This window comes from Azospirillum sp. NS33 (assembly GCF_059703765.1).
The window spans coordinates 14228-30397 of sequence record NZ_BAAKJB010000057.1 but is presented as its reverse complement, the minus strand read 5'-3'; the positions used below and the strand labels follow the sequence as shown (position 1 = coordinate 30397).

Here is a 16170-nt window from a genome sequence, read left to right as displayed (position 1 = left end):
CCGGGCGATGGCGGCGCGGCGGCTGGCGCCAGCGGGGCTGGCGCGACCGGGGCTGGCGCCGCCGCGGCCGGCGACCCGGGGGTCGGGGTGGGCAGAACGACGCGCGGCGGCGCGCCGGCGCCGTCGGGCGGCGGCGCCAGCGGGGTCAGGCGTGGCACCACGGGGGTGGGCGGCGGCCGCGGCGTGAAGCGGTCCGTCCCGTCCTGTGCCAGCGCGGGCGGCGGGCCGGCGAGGGCCGCCGCGAGGACGAGGCCGAGCAGCAGGCCCAGCGGCAGGGTGGGGGCGGGGCGCACCATGGCCGCCATCACTCCAGGGTGACGCGCGCCACCAGCGTCGGCAGCGTCTGGCAGCGGTAGATCCCGTCGAGGGTCGTCTGCTCGGTCAGGCGCAGCGTCAGCGCGCAGCCGAAGGCGTGCACCGTCAGCTCGGTTTGGGCGAGCTGGCCGGCGGCGGCGGAGGGCAGGGTGATGCTGTAGCCCGGTGCCCCCATGGTGCCGACCACGGCGCCCGACACCGGGTTGAAGGAGTCGACCTCGATGGTCAGCGGCCCCAGGTTGCGCAGCACGGCCTCCGATTCCGGGTCCTCCCGGGTGGCGTAGAGCTGGACCGGGATGGTGCGCATGCGGGCCATCCAGTCGCGCAGGGCGAGGCCGGCCAGGACCGGGTCGTCGCTGCCCAGCGCGGTCTCCACCGCCAGCTTGCGCAGCGCCGGGTCGTTGCCGCCCAGCGCCGCCTCGTAGGCGGCGATCCGGGCCGGGCGGTCGCTGCCCAGCAGCTTGCCCCGCAGCTCGGCGATCTGCTGCTCGCGCGCCTCGACCGCCGCACGCTCCATCCCCGCCCGCTGGGCCTCCGCGGCGGCGGCGGCCGTCTGCTCGGCGATCAGCGCCTCCTCGCGCTGGCGCCGCGCCTGCTCCGCCGCGGTGCGCTGCGCCGCCTCCTCGGCGCGCCGCGCGCTCAGCGCGCGGGCCTCCTCGGTGCCGGCGAGGACGGTGCGCCCCGGCAGCTCGTCGGCCGGCCGGCCGACGCTCTCCGTCACCTCCGGGTTGTCCAGCGTGAGCGTCGGCGGGGCCCCGGCGGCGGTCCCGGTCAGCGTCTTCTCCAGCCCGGCGTCGGCGACCGGCCGGAGGTAGGTGTAGGGGCCGTCGCGCAGCTCCACCACGAAGGTCGGGCGGGTCAGGCGCAGGCGGGCGCGGAAGCGCGCGGTGGCGGGCTCGGCCGTCGGTTCCAGGTCGACGCCCTCGACGCTCCACAGGTCGGGCACGGTGCGGTCGACGGCGTGGCGGACGGCGTCGGGGGTGGGCGGCGCTGGCGCCGCTGCTGGTGCCGCTGCTGGCGCCGCCGCCGGGGCGCGGCCGCCCGCCGCCGCCGGTTTGCCGCCGGTCGCCGGCGGGGGGCCGGATTCGACAGCCCCGGCTGCGCCCGCCAGGGCCAATCCGGTCACGGCCGCCACCGCCGTTGCCCACACCGCCGGCCGCCGCATCGCCCACCTCGTCGCACGTTCCGCCAAGGGGACTTTACCCCGTCCGGGCTACTGGTAAGGCCAAGCGGGAGGGATTGGAAGGGTCATTCGTCACCCCGGCGACCCGGCGCCGGGGCGGTCGACACCGGTGCGGCGGCGATGACGCGCCTTGCGTGCATGACAGCCTTGCATATTTCGTGATGCGGTGGCACGGCGCGACCGTCGGTCGAATTGTCCATGGAAGGCACACGCCGGTTGCTTTATCCTACACACGTACGGATGCATCACCCCGACGGCGACGCGGCAACGCCGGCACGGCGGGGCGGCGTCCGGAGTGGAGAACCCGGCGAGAGGCGCAGCGCACGATGTCCGATTCTGGCGGTTGGAAAGAGCAGCCCGCCCTGATCTGCCGGAACGTGACGGTCAGCGGCCGGCGCACCAGCCTGCGCATGGAGCCGCTGCTGTGGGATTCGCTGCGGGACATCTGCGAGCGCGAGGATCTGACCCTGAACGAGCTGTGCACGCAGATCGACGCGCGGCGCGGCGAGGCGAACCTGACGGCGTCGATCCGCGTCTTCATCATCAGCTACTACCGCGCGGCGCTGACCCCGTCGCGCGGCCGCACCGGGCCCGGGCTGGAAGAGCCGCCCCAGGCCGCCCTGGACGGGCGGCCGCGGACGGCCCACACCGAGGTGTTCGACCGGGCGCTGGCCGACGCGGTGCCGCTGCCGGGCGAAGCCGGAAGGCGCGGCCGCGGCTGACGCGCGGGCCGGGCCGCGCCGGGCGCTACCAGACCAGCCGGGGAATCGCCCAGGTGGGGAGGTGGCCCGAGGCCTCGATGGCGGTCGCCAGACGCTCCGGGTCGGCCGGGCGGCCCCAGGCGGAGCCCAGCTCCTCGCAGTGGATGCCGCCGGTGACCAGGGCGGACTCGATGCCGGCGGCGTTGGCTCCGGCGATGTCGGTGCGCAGGCTGTCGCCCACCGCCAGGATGCGGCGCTTGTTGGCCACCCCCATCAAGGACAGGCAGCGGGCGTAGACCGGGGCGTGCGGCTTGCCGTGATAGAAGACGCTCCCGCCCAGCGCCTCGTAGCGGGCGGCCAGCGTGCCGGCGCAGATCACCATGCTGGTCCCGACCATGACCACCAGGTCGGGGTTGGCGCACACCATGGGCAGGCCGCGCCGGGCGCAGGCCTCGAGCGCCGGGTCGTAATCCTCCGCCGTCTCGGAGAAGTCGACGATGCCGGTGTTGATCACGAAGTCGGCCTGGTCCGGCGTGGCGGCGACGGTGTAGGCCAGCCCGTCGTAGACGTCCCTGTCGCGGCCCGGCCCGATGTGGTAGAGGCGCGGCCCCAGCGCCGCGTGCCAGCCGTCGGCCCGGTCGCGCAGGGATTCGTAGGCGGCCTCGCCGGAGGTCATGACGTGGCGGTAGCGGTGGCGGCCGATGCCCATGCCGTCCAGCTTGGCGATGACGCCGTCGATGCGCCGCGGGGCGTTGGACAGCAGGCACAGCCGCTTGCCGGCGGCGGTCAGGCGGTCCAGGCATTCGGGCACGTCGGGGTAGGGCCGTTCCCCGTCGTGGATGACCCCCCACAGGTCGAGGATCATGCCATCGTAGCGGTCGACGATGGACGAGATGCCGGCGATCTGCGGGACGAGGTGCATGGTGCGCGCCCAAGGGGTTGATGAGGCGCGCCTATAAAGCATGGATGGGGGGGCGTGGAAAGCGCGAAGGACGCGCCGGCGCCGGCCGCGCCGCGGTCAGGCCGGCTTGCGCGACAGCCGCGGCTCGCCGAACAGGAAGCCCTGGCCGAAGTCGATGCCGAGGTCCAGCAGCTCCAGGAGCTGGGCCTCCGTCTCGATCTTCTCGACGATGACGTCGATGTCGTGGGTCTTGCAGGCGCGCAGCAGGGTCTGGATGCGCTCGCGGGCGGCCGGTTCCAACAGCCGTGTGCATTCCAGCTTCAGGAACCGGAAGTTCTGGCGGGCCAGAGCGTCCGCGTCGACGGCGGCGGGATCGTGAACCTGGTCCATGGAGAAATGGAATCCCAGGCGCGCCAGCTGCGCCAGGATGGCCAGCGTCGCGCCCTCCCCGGCGCCGAGGTCGCCCTGCCCCAGCTCGAACACCAGATCGGGCACCAGCGCCTGATGCTGGCCCATGTACTGCAGGAATTGCCGCATGAACTCGCCGTCACCGAGGCTGGCGGGGGAGATGTTGGAAAAGAAGCCGATGTGGTGCTGGCGCCGTTCGGTCTCGCGGATGAGCTGGATGCAGCGCACCAGCAGCAGGTTGTCGATGGTCGCGATCAACCCCTCGCGCTCGGCGATGGGGATGTAGCGGTCCGGGCGGATCTGCCCGCCGTCGGCCGCCCGCACCCGTGAAAAGACCTCGTAGAAGCGGTGCTTGCGCTGGGGCAGGCTGACCACGGGCTGGAGGTAGACGTCGATGCGGTCGGCCTTCACGGCGTCCCGCACCGCTTCCAGCACCGCGGCGTCGTCCCGCGGCGGGTCCGCGTCGGCGTCCGGCGGGACCGGGCGGGCGGGGCGCGGCACCGGCTGGGGAAGCCGCGGGCCGGCCTGGAGCGCCGGGGCGGCGGCGGGCGCCGCGCCGCGCCGGTCGTGCAGGCGGCTGACCAGGGATTGCAGGAGCTTCACCTCCTGCATCATGGCGTCGTAGCGCACGCTCCCGCCACCCGGCCCGCCACCCGGCCCGCCGCCCGGCCCGTCCTCCAGGGCGGCGGCGAGACGGGCGATCTCCACGTGGTGGCGGGCCACCACCTCGTTCACCGTCTCCACCGTGCCGCGCAGCCGGTCGATCCGCTGCGCCAGCGCGCGCTCGCGGTCCAACCGGCTCACCACGTCGTGCACCAGGCCGCCGCCCACCACCACCAGGGCGCCAACCAGCCAGCCGACCAGGGGGTCGCTGTCCGGGCGCATGAAGGGCAGGGCCCAGGCCAGCGACGCGCCGGCGACGAGATAGGCGAGGGCGTAGACGGCGTGGGTCAGCACGGTCATGGCGGGGCGGCACCCTGGATAGTCCGTCCCCCAGGGTGGAGCGCCAGCGTTGCCGCGGGGTTAATTCCCGCCGCCCACGTCGACTCCCACGGCATCGGCCACGGACGCGAAGCCGTCGGCCTTCAGCCGGGCCGCCAGATCCCGCTTGATGGCGCCGATCAGCCCGGGGCCGCCGTAGACCAGCGCGGAGTAGAGCTGGACCAGCGCGGCACCGGCGCGGATCTTGGCGTAGGCGTCGGCCCCCGAGGCGACGCCGCCGACTCCGACCAGCGGCAGCCGGCCGCCGGTCAGCCCGTGCATCTCCGCCAGCAGGCGGGTTGAGGCGGCGAACAGCGGGCGGCCCGACAGGCCGCCGGCCTCGGCGTGGAAGCGGGCGGGGATGCCGGCCGGGCGGGCGATGGTGGTGTTGGACACCACCAGCCCGTCGATGCCCGACTCCAGGGCGACCGCCGCGATGTCCTCCTTGTCCTCCGCCGTCAGGTCCGGGGCGATCTTCAGCAGCAGCGGCGGCCGCGCCGTGGTCGGGGCCGCCGCGCGCGCCTCCAGCACCCGGTCGAGCAGGGCGCGCAGCGGCTCGCGCCCCTGCAGCGCGCGCAGCCCCGGGGTGTTGGGCGACGACACGTTGACCACGAGGTAGTCGGCCAGCGGGGCCAGCCGCCGCACGCCGATGGCGTAGTCGTCGGCCGCGTCGGCGGTGTCCTTGTTCTTGCCGAGGTTGGCGCCGACGATGCCGGGCGGGCGCCCGGCCGTGCCGCGCCAGTCCTCCAGCCGCCGGGCGAACACCTCCAGCCCCTCGTTGTTGAAGCCCATGCGGTTGATGACCGCGCCCTGCTCGGGCAGGCGGAACAGGCGGGGGCGCGGGTTGCCGGGCTGGGGGCGCGGGGTGACGCTGCCCGGCTCGACGGCCCCCAGGCCCATGCGCAGCATCGGCCCGATCACCTCGGCGTTCTTGTCGTAGCCCGCGGCGAGGCCGAGCGGGTTGGCGAACTCCAGCCCCCAGACACGGGTGCGCAGCACCGGGTCGTCGGTGTCCCGGGCAACCGGGCCGAGCCCGGCGGCCAACGACGTCACCGACAGCGTGTGGGCGAGTTCGGGGTCGAGGCGGCGCAGCAGCGGCCCCACCAGCGGATACAGGTCGATCATGGCGCCTCAGTCCAGCGGCGGAAAGACGTGGCGGCCATCGTCGTCCAGCGGCAGCGGGTCGGTCCGCAGCACCGCCGCCACCGGCAGCGCCCCGTAGAGATGGGGAAAGAGCTGGCCACCGCGCGAGGGCTCCCACTTCAGCGCCGGGCCCAGGCGGGCGGCGTCGACCGCCAGCAGCACCAGGCCGGTCTGCCCGGCGCGGTGCTTGGCGGCACTTTCGACAACCTGGGCGGCGGTGGAGAAATGGATGAAGCCGTCGGCGGCGTCCTGCGACGACCCGGCGTAGGACCCGGCGGCGGTCGCGCGCGCCCACTCCTCGTCCCGGCACATGTGATAGATGATGGAGTCGGTCATGGTGGCGCGACGGTATCCGAACCCTGGGCCGGCGGCCAGCGCGCAAAGGCCGCAGGTCGCTTGTGGTCTTTCTGTCGCGTTTTGCAATTTGCGACGGGCGTCGCGCACCGCCATGCGCATTTTGCAGAAAGCCGGTGCGAACGAATCCGTCGATTCATGGTGCGCGAATTCGCAAGCCACTGGTTTTTATATGATTCCACGATTGCATACAGCGTTATGCCGGCTGGCACCCGCCTTGCTTCCTTCCAGGGCACAGACCAGGAGGAGCAGACGATGAACGCCATGACTGCGACGATGCTCGACGATCCGCGGACCACGGCCGCCTCCCGCGACTGCGGTTTCGACCTTGCCGGCACGATGTCCGATCCCGGCCACACCCCCGTGCCGATGAAGCCCTCCGCCATGATGCTGGCCGCCGGCTCGCGCGCCGGCGGCGTGACGGTGGAGACCGCCTGGCGCATCTACCAGGCGATGGTCAACGAGGCGGCGTGACGGCGGCGGAGTCACCCGGGGCCGCGTCACCCGGGGCCGTCATCACCCGCGGCCGGCCAGCCGCCTCACCAGCGCGGTGAGCGGCCCGCCGGCGGCCGGCGTCGCGCCGGCGGCGCGCTTCTCCTCGGAGCGCTTGTACACATAGATCCCCAGCACGCTGAGGCCGACGGTCCAGATGGTGCCGAGCGATGCCATGGCCTCGATCACCGCGCCGGCCTGGGCCGGCTGGTCGACGATGGCCCAGGCCACCGCCCCCATCTGGGCGCACCAGGTCAGAGCCATGACGTAGCCGAAGGTCGGTCGCATGCGGCGGACGTAGGCGTCGTCGGAGGCGACCTCCGCGCGCAGGCTGGCGTTGACCTCGCGCAGCGCCGTCTGCGCCTCGGCGGACTCCATCTCGGCCAGACGCTCGATGTGGCGATTGGCCTCGGCCAGGGCCTCCGGCGGGATGGTGCCGCCATCGATGGCGGCGCGCACCTCCTTGAGGGCGCCGGAGGCGGCGCGGGCGGCCGGATGATCGAGGGCGCCGAGCCCGTCGGACAGCACCCGGGTGAGGAACGGCAGCCCGATCTGGGCGAGCAGGGCGGGTAGCATCCGCGTCACTCCACACTGTTGTAGAAGAGGTGGTGGCCGATCTCGGCGCACGGCGCGTGGCCGGCGGTCCACGACGGGGTGAGCCCGGCGCGGTGGTAGTGGGTCGCCCCCCCGGTGGGATCGGCGAGCAGGCCGGCCACGGCGCGGCGCGCCACGCGAAGGCAGGTGGCGAACACCGGGTCCTGCGCGCTCACGGCGAGAAGCTTGGGCCGGTTCGGGTCGCCGGCGTTCCAGCACGAGAACTGCCAGGGCTTGCGGCACGCGGCGATGACGTCGTTGCCCCACCAGAAGCCGCCATGCCGCTCCGCCGTCCGCACCCGGTTGACGACCACCGCGGCCACCGCCTCGATGCCGCGCACCGGCTCGCCCCGGGCCTCGCCCCACAGGGTGCGGGCCAGGGTGTCGACGGCGTCGGCGACCGGCCCCCCCGGTGCCGGGGGCGTCAAGGGCGCCGCCGGCGCCAAGGGCGTCGTGGGCGACGGCGGAACCGGGGGGCTGGCGCCGGGCACGGGGACCAGGCGGCGGTTCATCGCCCGCCTCCCTCGGCGAACGCACCGCCGCGCTCCAGCTTGTGCTCGATGCGCAGGAGGTGGTCGGTCAGGCGTCGCTCCACGTCCTTCAAGGTGGCGACGGACACGTAGGTCTTGGCGACCTCCAGCTTGTAGGCCGCGAGGCTCTCGCGGACCTGGGCCTGGGCCGCTTCGACCCGGGCGCGCAGGGCGTCCATGGCCTCCTCGGCGTCGCGGCGCAACCGCGCGATCATCCAGAACAGGCCGGCCAGCGCCGGCAGTTCGACGGCCGTGATCCACCAGACCACGTCCAGGGGTTCGTTCATTTCGGGGTCTCCCGTCGTCGGAACGCGAAAAGGGTCGGCCGGCCTCAGACGTCCCACTCGCTGGACGCCACCACCGGGCCGTGGCCCTGCCAGACGGGGCGGGTGACGGCGGCGGTGGCGGGGCGGTCGAAGCGCATGGGTTCGGCGTTGAGGCAGCCGGCGACGGCGTCGAGGCCGTCGTCGTGGCTGCGCCCGCCGTCGGGCCTCCACTCCCGCAGCTCCTGCACGAAGGGGGTCTCCCAGACGCTGCGGTGGGCGTGGAGGCGGCCGGCGGCGAGGCGGGCGTCGAAGGCTTCCAGGATGCGCCGGGCCTTGGCGGTGGTCGAGGTCTGGGGCACCACCGCGGCGGCGATCCCGCTGCGCCGCAGCTCGGCCCGCAGCAGGCCGGGCAGGAAGGCGCCGATGCCGTTGGTCTCGACATGGACGCCCGGCAGGTTGAGGGCGTCGAGCAGGCCGGCGACGGCGCGGCATTGCTGCACCGCCTCCTCCGTCGGGTCGTCGGGGTCGACGCGGATGTACAGGGTGCGGTGCAGGTAGAGGTTGTTGTCGGCGCCGCTGAAGACCGCGGCCACCACGCTGCGGTCGCCGCGCGCGCGGCCGTCCGCCGGCCGTGCGAAGGCGGGGTCCCACCACGCCGTCGCCGAGACCAGCGGCACCCCGTTCAAGGTCAGCGTGGCGCGCCCGCCGCGCTCGAAGCAGACCGGCTCGCCGTCGTAGGGGCGCAGCCGGTCGGGATCGAGATGGCCGGCCGCCGCGGCGGTGGGCACCAGCAGGTACTGGCTGGCGAACCGCACCGGGCCCTGGGCGGCCTCCAGCTCGGCGATCCGGGCGGGGGTGAACACCTCCGGCCAGGCCGGCGCCCCGCCGGCGTCGCGCACCGGCAGCAGCAGGCGCTCGTAGCCGTCCAGGAACGGCCGGGCCTCGCCGGCCTCGGGCCGCGCCGCTGCGGCGTAGATCGAGTAGTAGCTGTGCGGCGTGCCGATGAACAGGCGGGTGCCGCCGGGCACCAGCACGCAGTCGATCTCCGCCAGCTTCTCGCGCAGGTCGAGCCGCTTGGGCGCGCTGTCGCAGGTGCGCGGCACTTCCACGTCGTCGCAGATCACCAGGTCGGCGCGGCTGCCGGTGATGTTGCCGTCGATGCCGCGGGCCAGCATCGAGGGGTCGCGCAGCTCGCGCGGGCGTGCCACCGTGAACTGGTCGGCCGCCCATTGGTCCCGCCGGGCCGGCTTGAGCCCGGCGGTGTCGGGGTGTTGCTCGACGATCCGCTTGGTGTTGCGCACCATCTTGGTGGCGAGCGCCAGGTCGGCGGCCAGCACCAGCAGGCGGCGGTTGGGGTCGGCGCGCAGCAGCCACGCGGCGAGCAGGCCGACCAGGGTGGACTTGCCGGCGCCGCGGAAGGCCATCAGCAGCAGCTTGCGGCTGCCGGCGTCGAGACGGCGCGCCAGCCACCCGACGATGGTGGCGTGGTGGCGGGGCGTGGGCTGGTCCTGGGCGGCGTTCCAGGCGGCCACGAAGGCGGCGAAGCCGGGGGGATCGTCGCGCGGATCCGTCACGGGTTGCGCCCCAGGATGTGCCAGCCCGCGCCGTTGGACTGCACGGTCACACCGTGGCCGTAGGCGGCCAGCCCGATCGCCTCGCCATCGGGTCCGCCGCCGTCGGCGCGGGTCAGGGTGACCGGGTTCCCGGACTGGTCCGCCTTCTTGACGGTGAAGGCACGCCCCACCGCCCGCGCCGCGCCGGGCGGCGGCAGGCGGACCTCGACCGCGCCGCTGAAGGCGCTCACCAGGTAGAGGGCGTGGGTCATCGCCGGCTCGAACACGCCGGGCTGGTCGTGGTAATGGGCGTTGGCCGGCAGGGTGTTGCCGGCGATCACCCACCACGCCGCGCCGTTGGACACCACCGTCACCAGGTCGTAGCGGCTGGCCAGCGGCCAGGCCCGGCCATCGGGGCCGGGACCGCCGGCCTCGGTGACGGTCACCGGGTTGGCCGAGGCGTCGGTCTTCTTGACGGTGACGGCCAGGCCGTTGGCGTCGCCGGCGGCGGGCAGGCGCGCCTCGACGGCGCCGCCATAGGCGCTGACCAGGCAGAGCGAGGTGGTGCCGTCGAGCGCCACCAGCCCGCCGTCGGTCGGCTCCAGATAGGCCGTGTCGTAGCGCAGCGCCTCGACCACCAGCTCGCTGACGCGGGTGGTGGCCAGCCGGTTCTTCTCCGGGAAACCGGCGTTGACGGCGGTGTAGCGACCGCCGGACAGGTCCTGGATGGCCGGCCCGGCGCTGGCGGAGAACAGGTTGACGATCGCCGTCTCCACCGAGCCGGCGTCCAGCACCACGTTGGGCACGGCGCCCAGCGTCTCGCAGTAGAGGTCGACGATCAGCGTCTTGTCGGTGTCGGCGCCGACCCGGAAGCAGGCCTCCGCCCCGGTCGACAGGTTCGCCTCGCAATCGACGAAGGCGTTGTTGAAGCGCCCGTGCTCGACGAAGAAGCCGCAGCCGGTGATCGGCGCGGACAGCGAATAGACCCGCACCCAGTGGAAGCGGTTGGCGTTGGCGGTGTCGCCCGCGCCGCTGCGGGTCAGCCACACCCCGTGGACCGCCGGGCGGGCGACCAGGACGCGCGCCACGTTGTTCCAGTAGCATGGCCGGTCGGGCGTGGCGTAGCCGTCCAGCACCAGCCCGTACGCGGCATCCCAGACGGTCAGGTCGAGCAGCGCGTTGTTGACGCACGGGCCGTCGCGGCCGAACAGCCGGACACCGGCCAGCCCGCCCTCCAGCCGCAGGTCGCGCAGCGTGGCGTAGCCGTCGGTGACGTGGACCAGGTCGGCTGCGCCATTGGTGCCCTTGAGGATCGACGACTGGCCGGCCCCCGCCAGGCTCTGGCCATGGCCCAGGGTCAGCGTGTTGGTCAGCCTGTACGTCCCGGGAGGGACGAACACCGAGGCCGCCGCGCCCAGCGCCGCCTGCAGCGCCAGGGTGTCGTCGACGGCGCCGTCGCCGACCGCCCCGAAATCGCGCACCGACACCGCGTCGCTCAGCTTCTCGCGGATCGGCCGGGCGACGGCGCCGGTCCCCGGCGGCAGGTAGGTGCTGAGCGCCTCCTCGTCCACCGGCACGCGTACGGTCGGGTTGCCGGTGGAATCGAAGGCCAGCAGGCGGCCCGCGCGGTTGGCGCGGTCGGGCAACAGGGGCGAGGCGGGCAGGTCGGTGTCGGCGTAGCGCAGCATCCGCTCCTGATCGCCGGCGACCTGCTGGAGCGCCGCGGTCAGCAGGTCGAACTCGCGGTTCAGTGCGCGGGCCGGCAGCGGGCCGCTGTCGAGGAAGTCGGTCATCCGCTCGATGGGAACGCGCCGGCGCAGGGTCACCGCCGCGCCGGCGGGGGGCGCGGCGGCGAAGCTCACCGTGCCGCCGGCGGTGGCCCCGGCGCCGGCCACCGTGAAGCCGGTGTCCTGGGGCGCCGCGCCGACGAACACCTCGAGGTCCTCGGAGGCGAAGATGGGGAAGGGGTAGACGAAGGCGGTCTGGACACCGTCGGCCACGTACTGCACACGGGGCGTGCCGCGCGGCACCTGCAGGAACTCGGTCGTCGTCATGGCGGTCCCGGGTCAGAAATAGCGGCTGAGGACGTCCAGGCGCTGGCGTTCGGCGAGCTGCGCCTGTTCCAGCAGGTTGCGGCGCCGGGTGTTGTCCAGCTCCTGCTGGATCGCCTGCCGGTTCAGGGTGTCGGCCCGCCGGGCCTCGCCGCGCTCGGCGTCGGTGTCGGCGACCAGGCCGAGCAGGATCGCCTCGCCCGAGCCGTCGGCGGCGCTGACGCCGCCGGCGCCCAGGGAGGCCCGCGTCCGGCCCATGGCGCGCCGCAAGGCGTCGCGCCGGCGCCGCTCGTCCGCCTTGGCCTGCTCGGCCAGGGCGGCGGTCCGGCTTTGCGCGCTGGCCGCCTCCTCCGCCTCCTGGGTTCCGTGGCGGGCGCGCAGTTGGTCGTACGCCTGGGTCTGGGACTGCGACAGCCAAGCCATCTCGCGCTGGCGGGCGGCCGCCTCGTCGGCGGCGCGGCGCTCCTCGGCGCGGCGTTCCAGCTCGGTCTCCTGCATCAGCAGGTCCTGCTGGTAGGCCTGGGTGCGCGCCTGCTCCTCGGCGCGCAGGCGCGCCTCCTCCTCGCGGGCCCGGCGCTGCTCCTCGTACTGGCGCTCCAGGGCCTGCTGCTCGTAGGCCAGCCGGGCGGCCTCCTGCTGTTGCTGCAGGGCGGCCTGCTGGCGCCGGTAGTCCAGCTCGGCCTGGGACTGGCGGGCCTGCTGGCTGCCGCTCCACACGGAGCCGGCGACGGGCAGGGCGGCGGTGAGGAGGGGGGAGATCTGGGCCATCAGTCGTTCACCTTCAGTTCCATGGTCACCGACAGCAGCGTGAACGGCAGCGGTGCGTCCTGCTCGATCCGCCACAGCGGTGAGTCGATGTCGCGGCGCCAGCCCAGCGCGCGCAGGCGGCGGTCGCCGGACACCGGGGTGGGTGGGCGGTCGGCCACGGTGTCCGGGCCGAAGCGGTGCAGCGTCAGGTCCTGGGGGCCGCGGCCGAGGTCGACGCGCAGCGCCGCGGTGCTCTCCAGGCGGAAGGCCACCTCCACCAGGCGCACGCGGTCGCCGCCGCCGCCCGGGCCCAGCGGCGAGGGCGGCAGGGGCTCGACCGTGTGGGTGAAGGGCAACCCGGCCTCGACCCGGCGGGCCGGCGGGTCGAGGGTGATCCGGCCCAGCAGCACCGGGGCGTCGGCGCGCACCGCGCCGTCGGCCAGGACGCCGACGGTGCGCCCCTCCAGGTGCTCCAGGCCGGACCAGGTGGCGACCGGCTCGTCGCTCTCGCCGACCAGGGCGGCGTCCAGGTTGAGGCCGTCGTCGAACCGCTCCACCGACCAGCCGCCGCCCCGCTCCACCAGCAGGTACACCGTGTCGCCGACCACCGCGACGGAGCGCACGGCGCCGTCGGTGGCCAGCCCGGTCCAGGCGGTGACCTGCTCGGTCCGGTACACGGTCAGGGCGGCCAGGGAACCGTCGCCCATGACCACGAACAGCAGGCGCCGGCTCTTGTCGAAGTCCTGGTCGCGGGGCTCGCGCACGAGGTGGCGGGCGACCAGCGCCAGGTCGGTGGACTGGTAGGCCTGCTCCGCGTCGGTGTAGAGGAACTCCCGCACCTCGCGGCCGTTGCGCGACACGAACAGGGTGGCCCCGTCGACGTCGCGCGGCGCCAGCGTGCGCGCCACCGGCGAGCCGACGCGGGTCTGGCGGTTGACCTGGATGTTGGCCGGGGTGAGCGGGCTGCCGGTCACCATGTACTCGGCGCCCGAGGTGAAGACCTGGAGGTGCCGGCCGGAGAACACGGCGCGCACGGCGTTCACCTGGTCGGACAGGATGCCGAACTCGATGGCCTCGTCGTCCTTGCCGGTGCCCAGGTCGAAGTTCCACAGATCGGCCGAGCGCGACAGCCACAGCCGGTTCGGCAGGTCGCGGGAGCCGCCGATCACCAGGCGGTCCTGGTGGAACGCCGCCGACACCGGCCAGCCGCGCAGCGGCGAGAAGGCCTGCTCGTCCCACAGGGTGGTCGCGCCGGTGTCCGCCAGCGCCTCGCCCTGGACGGTGGCCTGCACCTCGGTGGCGGAGGCGACGCCGGTCACCAGGAGTTGACGGCCGCGGACGCGCAGCCGGGTGCCCTCGTGCAGCGGGTCGAACACCGGGGCCGACGCGCTGACCGTGACCGACCCGGACGCGGCGCCGGAGGTCAGCGTGACGTCGGCCGCGGCGAAGCGGTAGAAGGGCATGCGCACGGCCTCCTCCTCCACCACATAGGCCCAGGGGGCGAGGGTCCACTGGGCCGCCGAATCCCGGGTCAGCGTGCGGGGCGGGACGTCGGGGTGGCAGAGCAGCAAGGTGTCGGCGCTCTGGGTCCAGGCGATGCGGTCGAGCTGGGCGGCGGTCCACGGCGCGTCGACCGTGGCCACCACCGTGTCGTCATGCAGCACGTCGACGACCCCCGCCGTGAAGACCAGCAGATACACCTGCTCGGTGTTGAACTCGAACGCGGCCAGGCGGCCCGGACCGCGGGCGGTGTCGACGAAGGCGAGGCCGGACCGCCGCGACACCCCGCCCGTCGGATGGATGAAGACGTTGCGCAGGGCCAGCGCACCGTTCTCGTAGGCGCGCAGGTCGCCGCGGCCGAGCAGGCGGCGCGAGATCTCGCCGGCGGTGAAGTTGGTCTTGACCAGGCGGGTGCGGGTCATGCGGTCCGGGCCTCCACCAGGGTGAAGCCCTCGAACCGCTCCTGGCCGTCCTGCTGGCCGTCGGCCAGCCGGGCGCGGCGGAACTCGGCCTCGGCCAGGCGATGCAGGGCGTCGGTCCGGCTGGTGTTCTCGGTGATCGGGATGCAGAACTCCGCCGCCAGCCGGGCGATCAGGGCGAGGTCGAAGAAGGGCGGGAAATCCTCCTCGGCCGCACGGCCCAGATAGGTCAGCACCACCGCCTCGGCGTCGGCCCGCAAGGTGCGGCCATGGATGCGGTAGTCCAGGCCGCGGCCCCGCCCCGCCCCGGCGGACAGGGCGCGCAGGAAATCGGCGGGCAGCTGGAACGCGTGGGCGTGGTCGGCCAGCGGCGCCTCGGCCAGGCGGGGCAGCGCGGCCTGGCGGGTGGCGAAGCTCCAGGGGTGGGACGAGAGCAGGGCATCGCGGGTCGGCGCGTACAGGGCGCCCGCCACCTCGGCCTCGGCCCCGCCCCCGTCGAACGCGGCGATGGGGGTGGCGCCGATCTTGATGAGCGCGCGGCTGCACAGCCCGATGGCGGTGAGTGCCATGGCAGGTGTCCTCGATCGCACGGGAGGGCCCCCTCCCGCGGCGCGGGAGAGGGGGGCGGGGTCAGTCGGTGTCGGACGCCCCGAACGGCGTCATGTTGGCGACGTCCACCGTGCCGCTCGTGGCGGTGACCAGGAAGACACCGCCGGCCGGGGCGGGGCCACCGGTGTCGGTGTTGGCCAGGATCATGTCGCCGACCCGCAGCATGTCGGCGGCCGGCGTGAAATAGCCGGCGGTGTCGACGTCGCCGGCCGGATCGGTGGTGGTGTAGTGCCACAGCGTGAAGCCGTTGGCGTAGGCGAGGACGCTGAGGTCCTGGGACGCGTAGGCCATGGGGAAGTCTCCGGAAAGGTTCGCCTGTGGGCGCCCACCGCGCCGCGCCCGGCGGGGGCGCGGCGCGGCGGGGGCGCCCGCCGTCGGTCAGCCCTGCGGTGCGATGCCTATTCCAGGCAGCGCAGGGTGACGACTCCGGTGGCGTCGATGAGGCAGGCGCCCTGGCTCATCACGTTGTTGACGAAATGGGCGGCGCGGTCGCCGTGCCAGGTGATGTCGGTCTTGACGTCGGCGCCGGCGGCGTGGCCGACCGCGGTCTTGTGGTACCAGTGGCAGAGCCGCGCACTCCCCGCGAGGGTGAGGCCGGAGTGGGGGATCCACAGGGTGCCGAGCCAGCGCTTGGCCTGGGTGCCCCGCCACGGCAGCTCCTCGGCGCCGACGTACTCGGCGTTGGCGAACTCGTCGATGCCGAGCAGCTGGCTCCACTGCTTCCAGCCGACCACGGCGTGGCGCTGGCCGTCGTCGGGGACGTCGGCCTCGCCCATCATCTCGAACGCCGTCAGCACCTTGGCCTTGGTCAGGCCGTCGCCGGCGTCGCCAGCGAAGCTCGCGGACTGGTCCAGGGCGGCGATCAGCAGATCGTCCGTCTTGCGGCCCAGCGCGTAGGCGCCGGCGTTGGCGATGATCTGGCGCTCGTCGATGTTGGTCTTCAGCTCGTCGAGCCGGTCGACCCAGTCGCCGGCGTAGAAGTCGCCGAGCAGGCACTCCACCGGGGTGTGGTCGAGGTTCATCACCGGGACCGCGCCGTGGCGGGCCTTGGTCGACGCGGTGCCCTTGCCGACCTTCTGGAAGATGGTCGAGGCGCCCTGGACGTTGTTCTTGGTGCGGACGGTGTTGCGCAGCTTGGAACCCATGCGCTGGTAGGATTCGTGGACCTCGCGCTCGAACTGCTTGACGAAGGCCTGGGAGACCGACGTGGCCATGGGAAAACGCTCCTTCTGGACAGGGGCCGATGCTGCCGTCGGGGCGCTGTCCGCCGGGCGGTTCTCGACCGCGCGCGGGGGCGTGCGGACGGCCGTGGAGGTGCGCAAAAGAAAGGACCGGCCGGGCCTCGCGGTTGACCGGCCGGTCCTTCCAGGATCGGCAGAGGGAGGATCGAGAGCGTCGCCGCCCGGCGGTGGAGGGAACGCGC

At 74.0% G+C, this 16170-nt stretch carries 17 protein-coding genes and 1 pseudogene; 2 read left to right on the top strand and 16 right to left on the bottom strand.

Translation table 11 applies throughout. The features are described 5' to 3' along the window. Together AC6H2I_RS29495 and AC6H2I_RS29490 are read right to left on the bottom strand one after the other, a co-directional pair. Nucleotides 1–296: pseudogene (locus AC6H2I_RS29495) on the bottom strand (hypothetical protein); the annotation flags it as partial. 8 nt (nucleotides 297–304) lie between these two features. Next, the gene (locus AC6H2I_RS29490) at nucleotides 305–1441 is read right to left on the bottom strand and encodes a hypothetical protein (protein WP_497504365.1); all 1137 of its coding nucleotides are present in this window, start codon (nucleotides 1439–1441) and stop codon (nucleotides 305–307) included. A 383-nt stretch (nucleotides 1442–1824) separates the two neighbouring features. Here AC6H2I_RS29490 and AC6H2I_RS29485 point away from each other — a divergent pair, with 383 nt between their 5' ends. Then, entirely contained in the window at nucleotides 1825–2220 is a 396-nt protein-coding gene (locus AC6H2I_RS29485; RefSeq protein WP_497504364.1) for a ribbon-helix-helix domain-containing protein, read from the top strand. A gap of 25 nt (nucleotides 2221–2245) precedes the next feature. Here the strand turns inward: AC6H2I_RS29485 and AC6H2I_RS29480 are convergent, their stop codons facing one another. The 4 genes from AC6H2I_RS29480 to AC6H2I_RS29465 all read right to left on the bottom strand — a co-directional run bounded on the left by AC6H2I_RS29480 (nucleotide 2246) and on the right by AC6H2I_RS29465 (nucleotide 5968). Continuing rightward, nucleotides 2246–3121 (bottom strand): TIGR01459 family HAD-type hydrolase, encoded by an 876-nt coding sequence (locus AC6H2I_RS29480; protein WP_497504363.1) that lies wholly within the window; start codon nucleotides 3119–3121, stop codon nucleotides 2246–2248. 96 nt (nucleotides 3122–3217) lie between these two features. Next, nucleotides 3218–4471 carry an EAL domain-containing protein gene (locus AC6H2I_RS29475; protein ID WP_497504362.1) on the bottom strand — a complete coding sequence of 418 codons (1254 nt, stop codon included), beginning with the start codon at nucleotides 4469–4471 and terminating at the stop codon, nucleotides 3218–3220. A gap of 60 nt (nucleotides 4472–4531) precedes the next feature. Next, nucleotides 4532–5614 carry a quinone-dependent dihydroorotate dehydrogenase gene (locus AC6H2I_RS29470; protein ID WP_497504361.1) on the bottom strand — a complete coding sequence of 361 codons (1083 nt, stop codon included), beginning with the start codon at nucleotides 5612–5614 and terminating at the stop codon, nucleotides 4532–4534. Nucleotides 5615–5620: 6 nt separating this feature from the next. Further along, entirely contained in the window at nucleotides 5621–5968 is a 348-nt protein-coding gene (locus tag AC6H2I_RS29465; RefSeq protein WP_497504360.1) for a DUF952 domain-containing protein, read from the bottom strand. 273 nt (nucleotides 5969–6241) lie between these two features. Between AC6H2I_RS29465 and AC6H2I_RS29460 the strand changes: the two genes are divergently transcribed. Continuing rightward, nucleotides 6242–6460: a hypothetical protein gene (locus tag AC6H2I_RS29460; protein ID WP_497504359.1), complete on the top strand. Its 219-nt coding sequence runs from the start codon at nucleotides 6242–6244 to the stop codon at nucleotides 6458–6460. 42 nt (nucleotides 6461–6502) lie between these two features. On the opposite strand, the gene AC6H2I_RS29455 is transcribed toward AC6H2I_RS29460, so the two are convergent. The 10 genes from AC6H2I_RS29455 to AC6H2I_RS29410 all read right to left on the bottom strand — a co-directional run bounded on the left by AC6H2I_RS29455 (nucleotide 6503) and on the right by AC6H2I_RS29410 (nucleotide 15961). Next, on the bottom strand, nucleotides 6503–7054 hold the full coding sequence (locus tag AC6H2I_RS29455; RefSeq protein WP_497504358.1) for a 3TM-type holin: 552 nt from the start codon (nucleotides 7052–7054) through the stop codon (nucleotides 6503–6505). A 5-nt stretch (nucleotides 7055–7059) separates the two neighbouring features. Then, a complete protein-coding gene (locus tag AC6H2I_RS29450) occupies nucleotides 7060–7584 on the bottom strand; it encodes a cell wall hydrolase (RefSeq protein ID WP_497504357.1) in 525 nt (174 codons plus the stop codon). Next, the gene (locus AC6H2I_RS29445; RefSeq protein WP_497504356.1) at nucleotides 7581–7889 is read right to left on the bottom strand and encodes a hypothetical protein; all 309 of its coding nucleotides are present in this window, start codon (nucleotides 7887–7889) and stop codon (nucleotides 7581–7583) included. The genes AC6H2I_RS29450 and AC6H2I_RS29445 overlap by 4 nt, the downstream gene beginning before the upstream one ends. Nucleotides 7890–7933: 44 nt before the next feature. Next, complete coding sequence (gene terL, locus AC6H2I_RS29440; protein WP_497504355.1) at nucleotides 7934–9442, bottom strand: phage terminase large subunit; 1509 nt, start codon at nucleotides 9440–9442, stop codon at nucleotides 7934–7936. Beyond that, nucleotides 9439–11475 (bottom strand): glycosyl hydrolase family 28-related protein, encoded by a 2037-nt coding sequence (locus tag AC6H2I_RS29435; RefSeq protein ID WP_497504354.1) that lies wholly within the window; start codon nucleotides 11473–11475, stop codon nucleotides 9439–9441. The genes terL and AC6H2I_RS29435 overlap by 4 nt, the downstream gene beginning before the upstream one ends. A gap of 12 nt (nucleotides 11476–11487) precedes the next feature. Beyond that, the gene (locus AC6H2I_RS29430) at nucleotides 11488–12240 is read right to left on the bottom strand and encodes a hypothetical protein (protein WP_497504353.1); all 753 of its coding nucleotides are present in this window, start codon (nucleotides 12238–12240) and stop codon (nucleotides 11488–11490) included. Then, complete coding sequence (locus tag AC6H2I_RS29425) at nucleotides 12240–14141, bottom strand: phage tail protein (protein WP_497504352.1); 1902 nt, start codon at nucleotides 14139–14141, stop codon at nucleotides 12240–12242. Before AC6H2I_RS29425 ends, AC6H2I_RS29430 begins: the two co-directional genes overlap by 1 nt. Continuing rightward, nucleotides 14138–14707, bottom strand: a complete 570-nt coding sequence (locus tag AC6H2I_RS29420; protein WP_497504351.1) for a phage connector family protein — start codon at nucleotides 14705–14707, stop codon at nucleotides 14138–14140. The genes AC6H2I_RS29425 and AC6H2I_RS29420 overlap by 4 nt, the downstream gene beginning before the upstream one ends. Before the next feature lie 61 nt (nucleotides 14708–14768). Then, nucleotides 14769–15038 (bottom strand): hypothetical protein, encoded by a 270-nt coding sequence (locus tag AC6H2I_RS29415; protein ID WP_497504350.1) that lies wholly within the window; start codon nucleotides 15036–15038, stop codon nucleotides 14769–14771. A 107-nt stretch (nucleotides 15039–15145) separates the two neighbouring features. Further along, nucleotides 15146–15961, bottom strand: a complete 816-nt coding sequence (locus AC6H2I_RS29410; RefSeq protein ID WP_497504349.1) for a phage capsid protein — start codon at nucleotides 15959–15961, stop codon at nucleotides 15146–15148. Nucleotides 15962–16170: the final 209 nt, after the last annotated feature.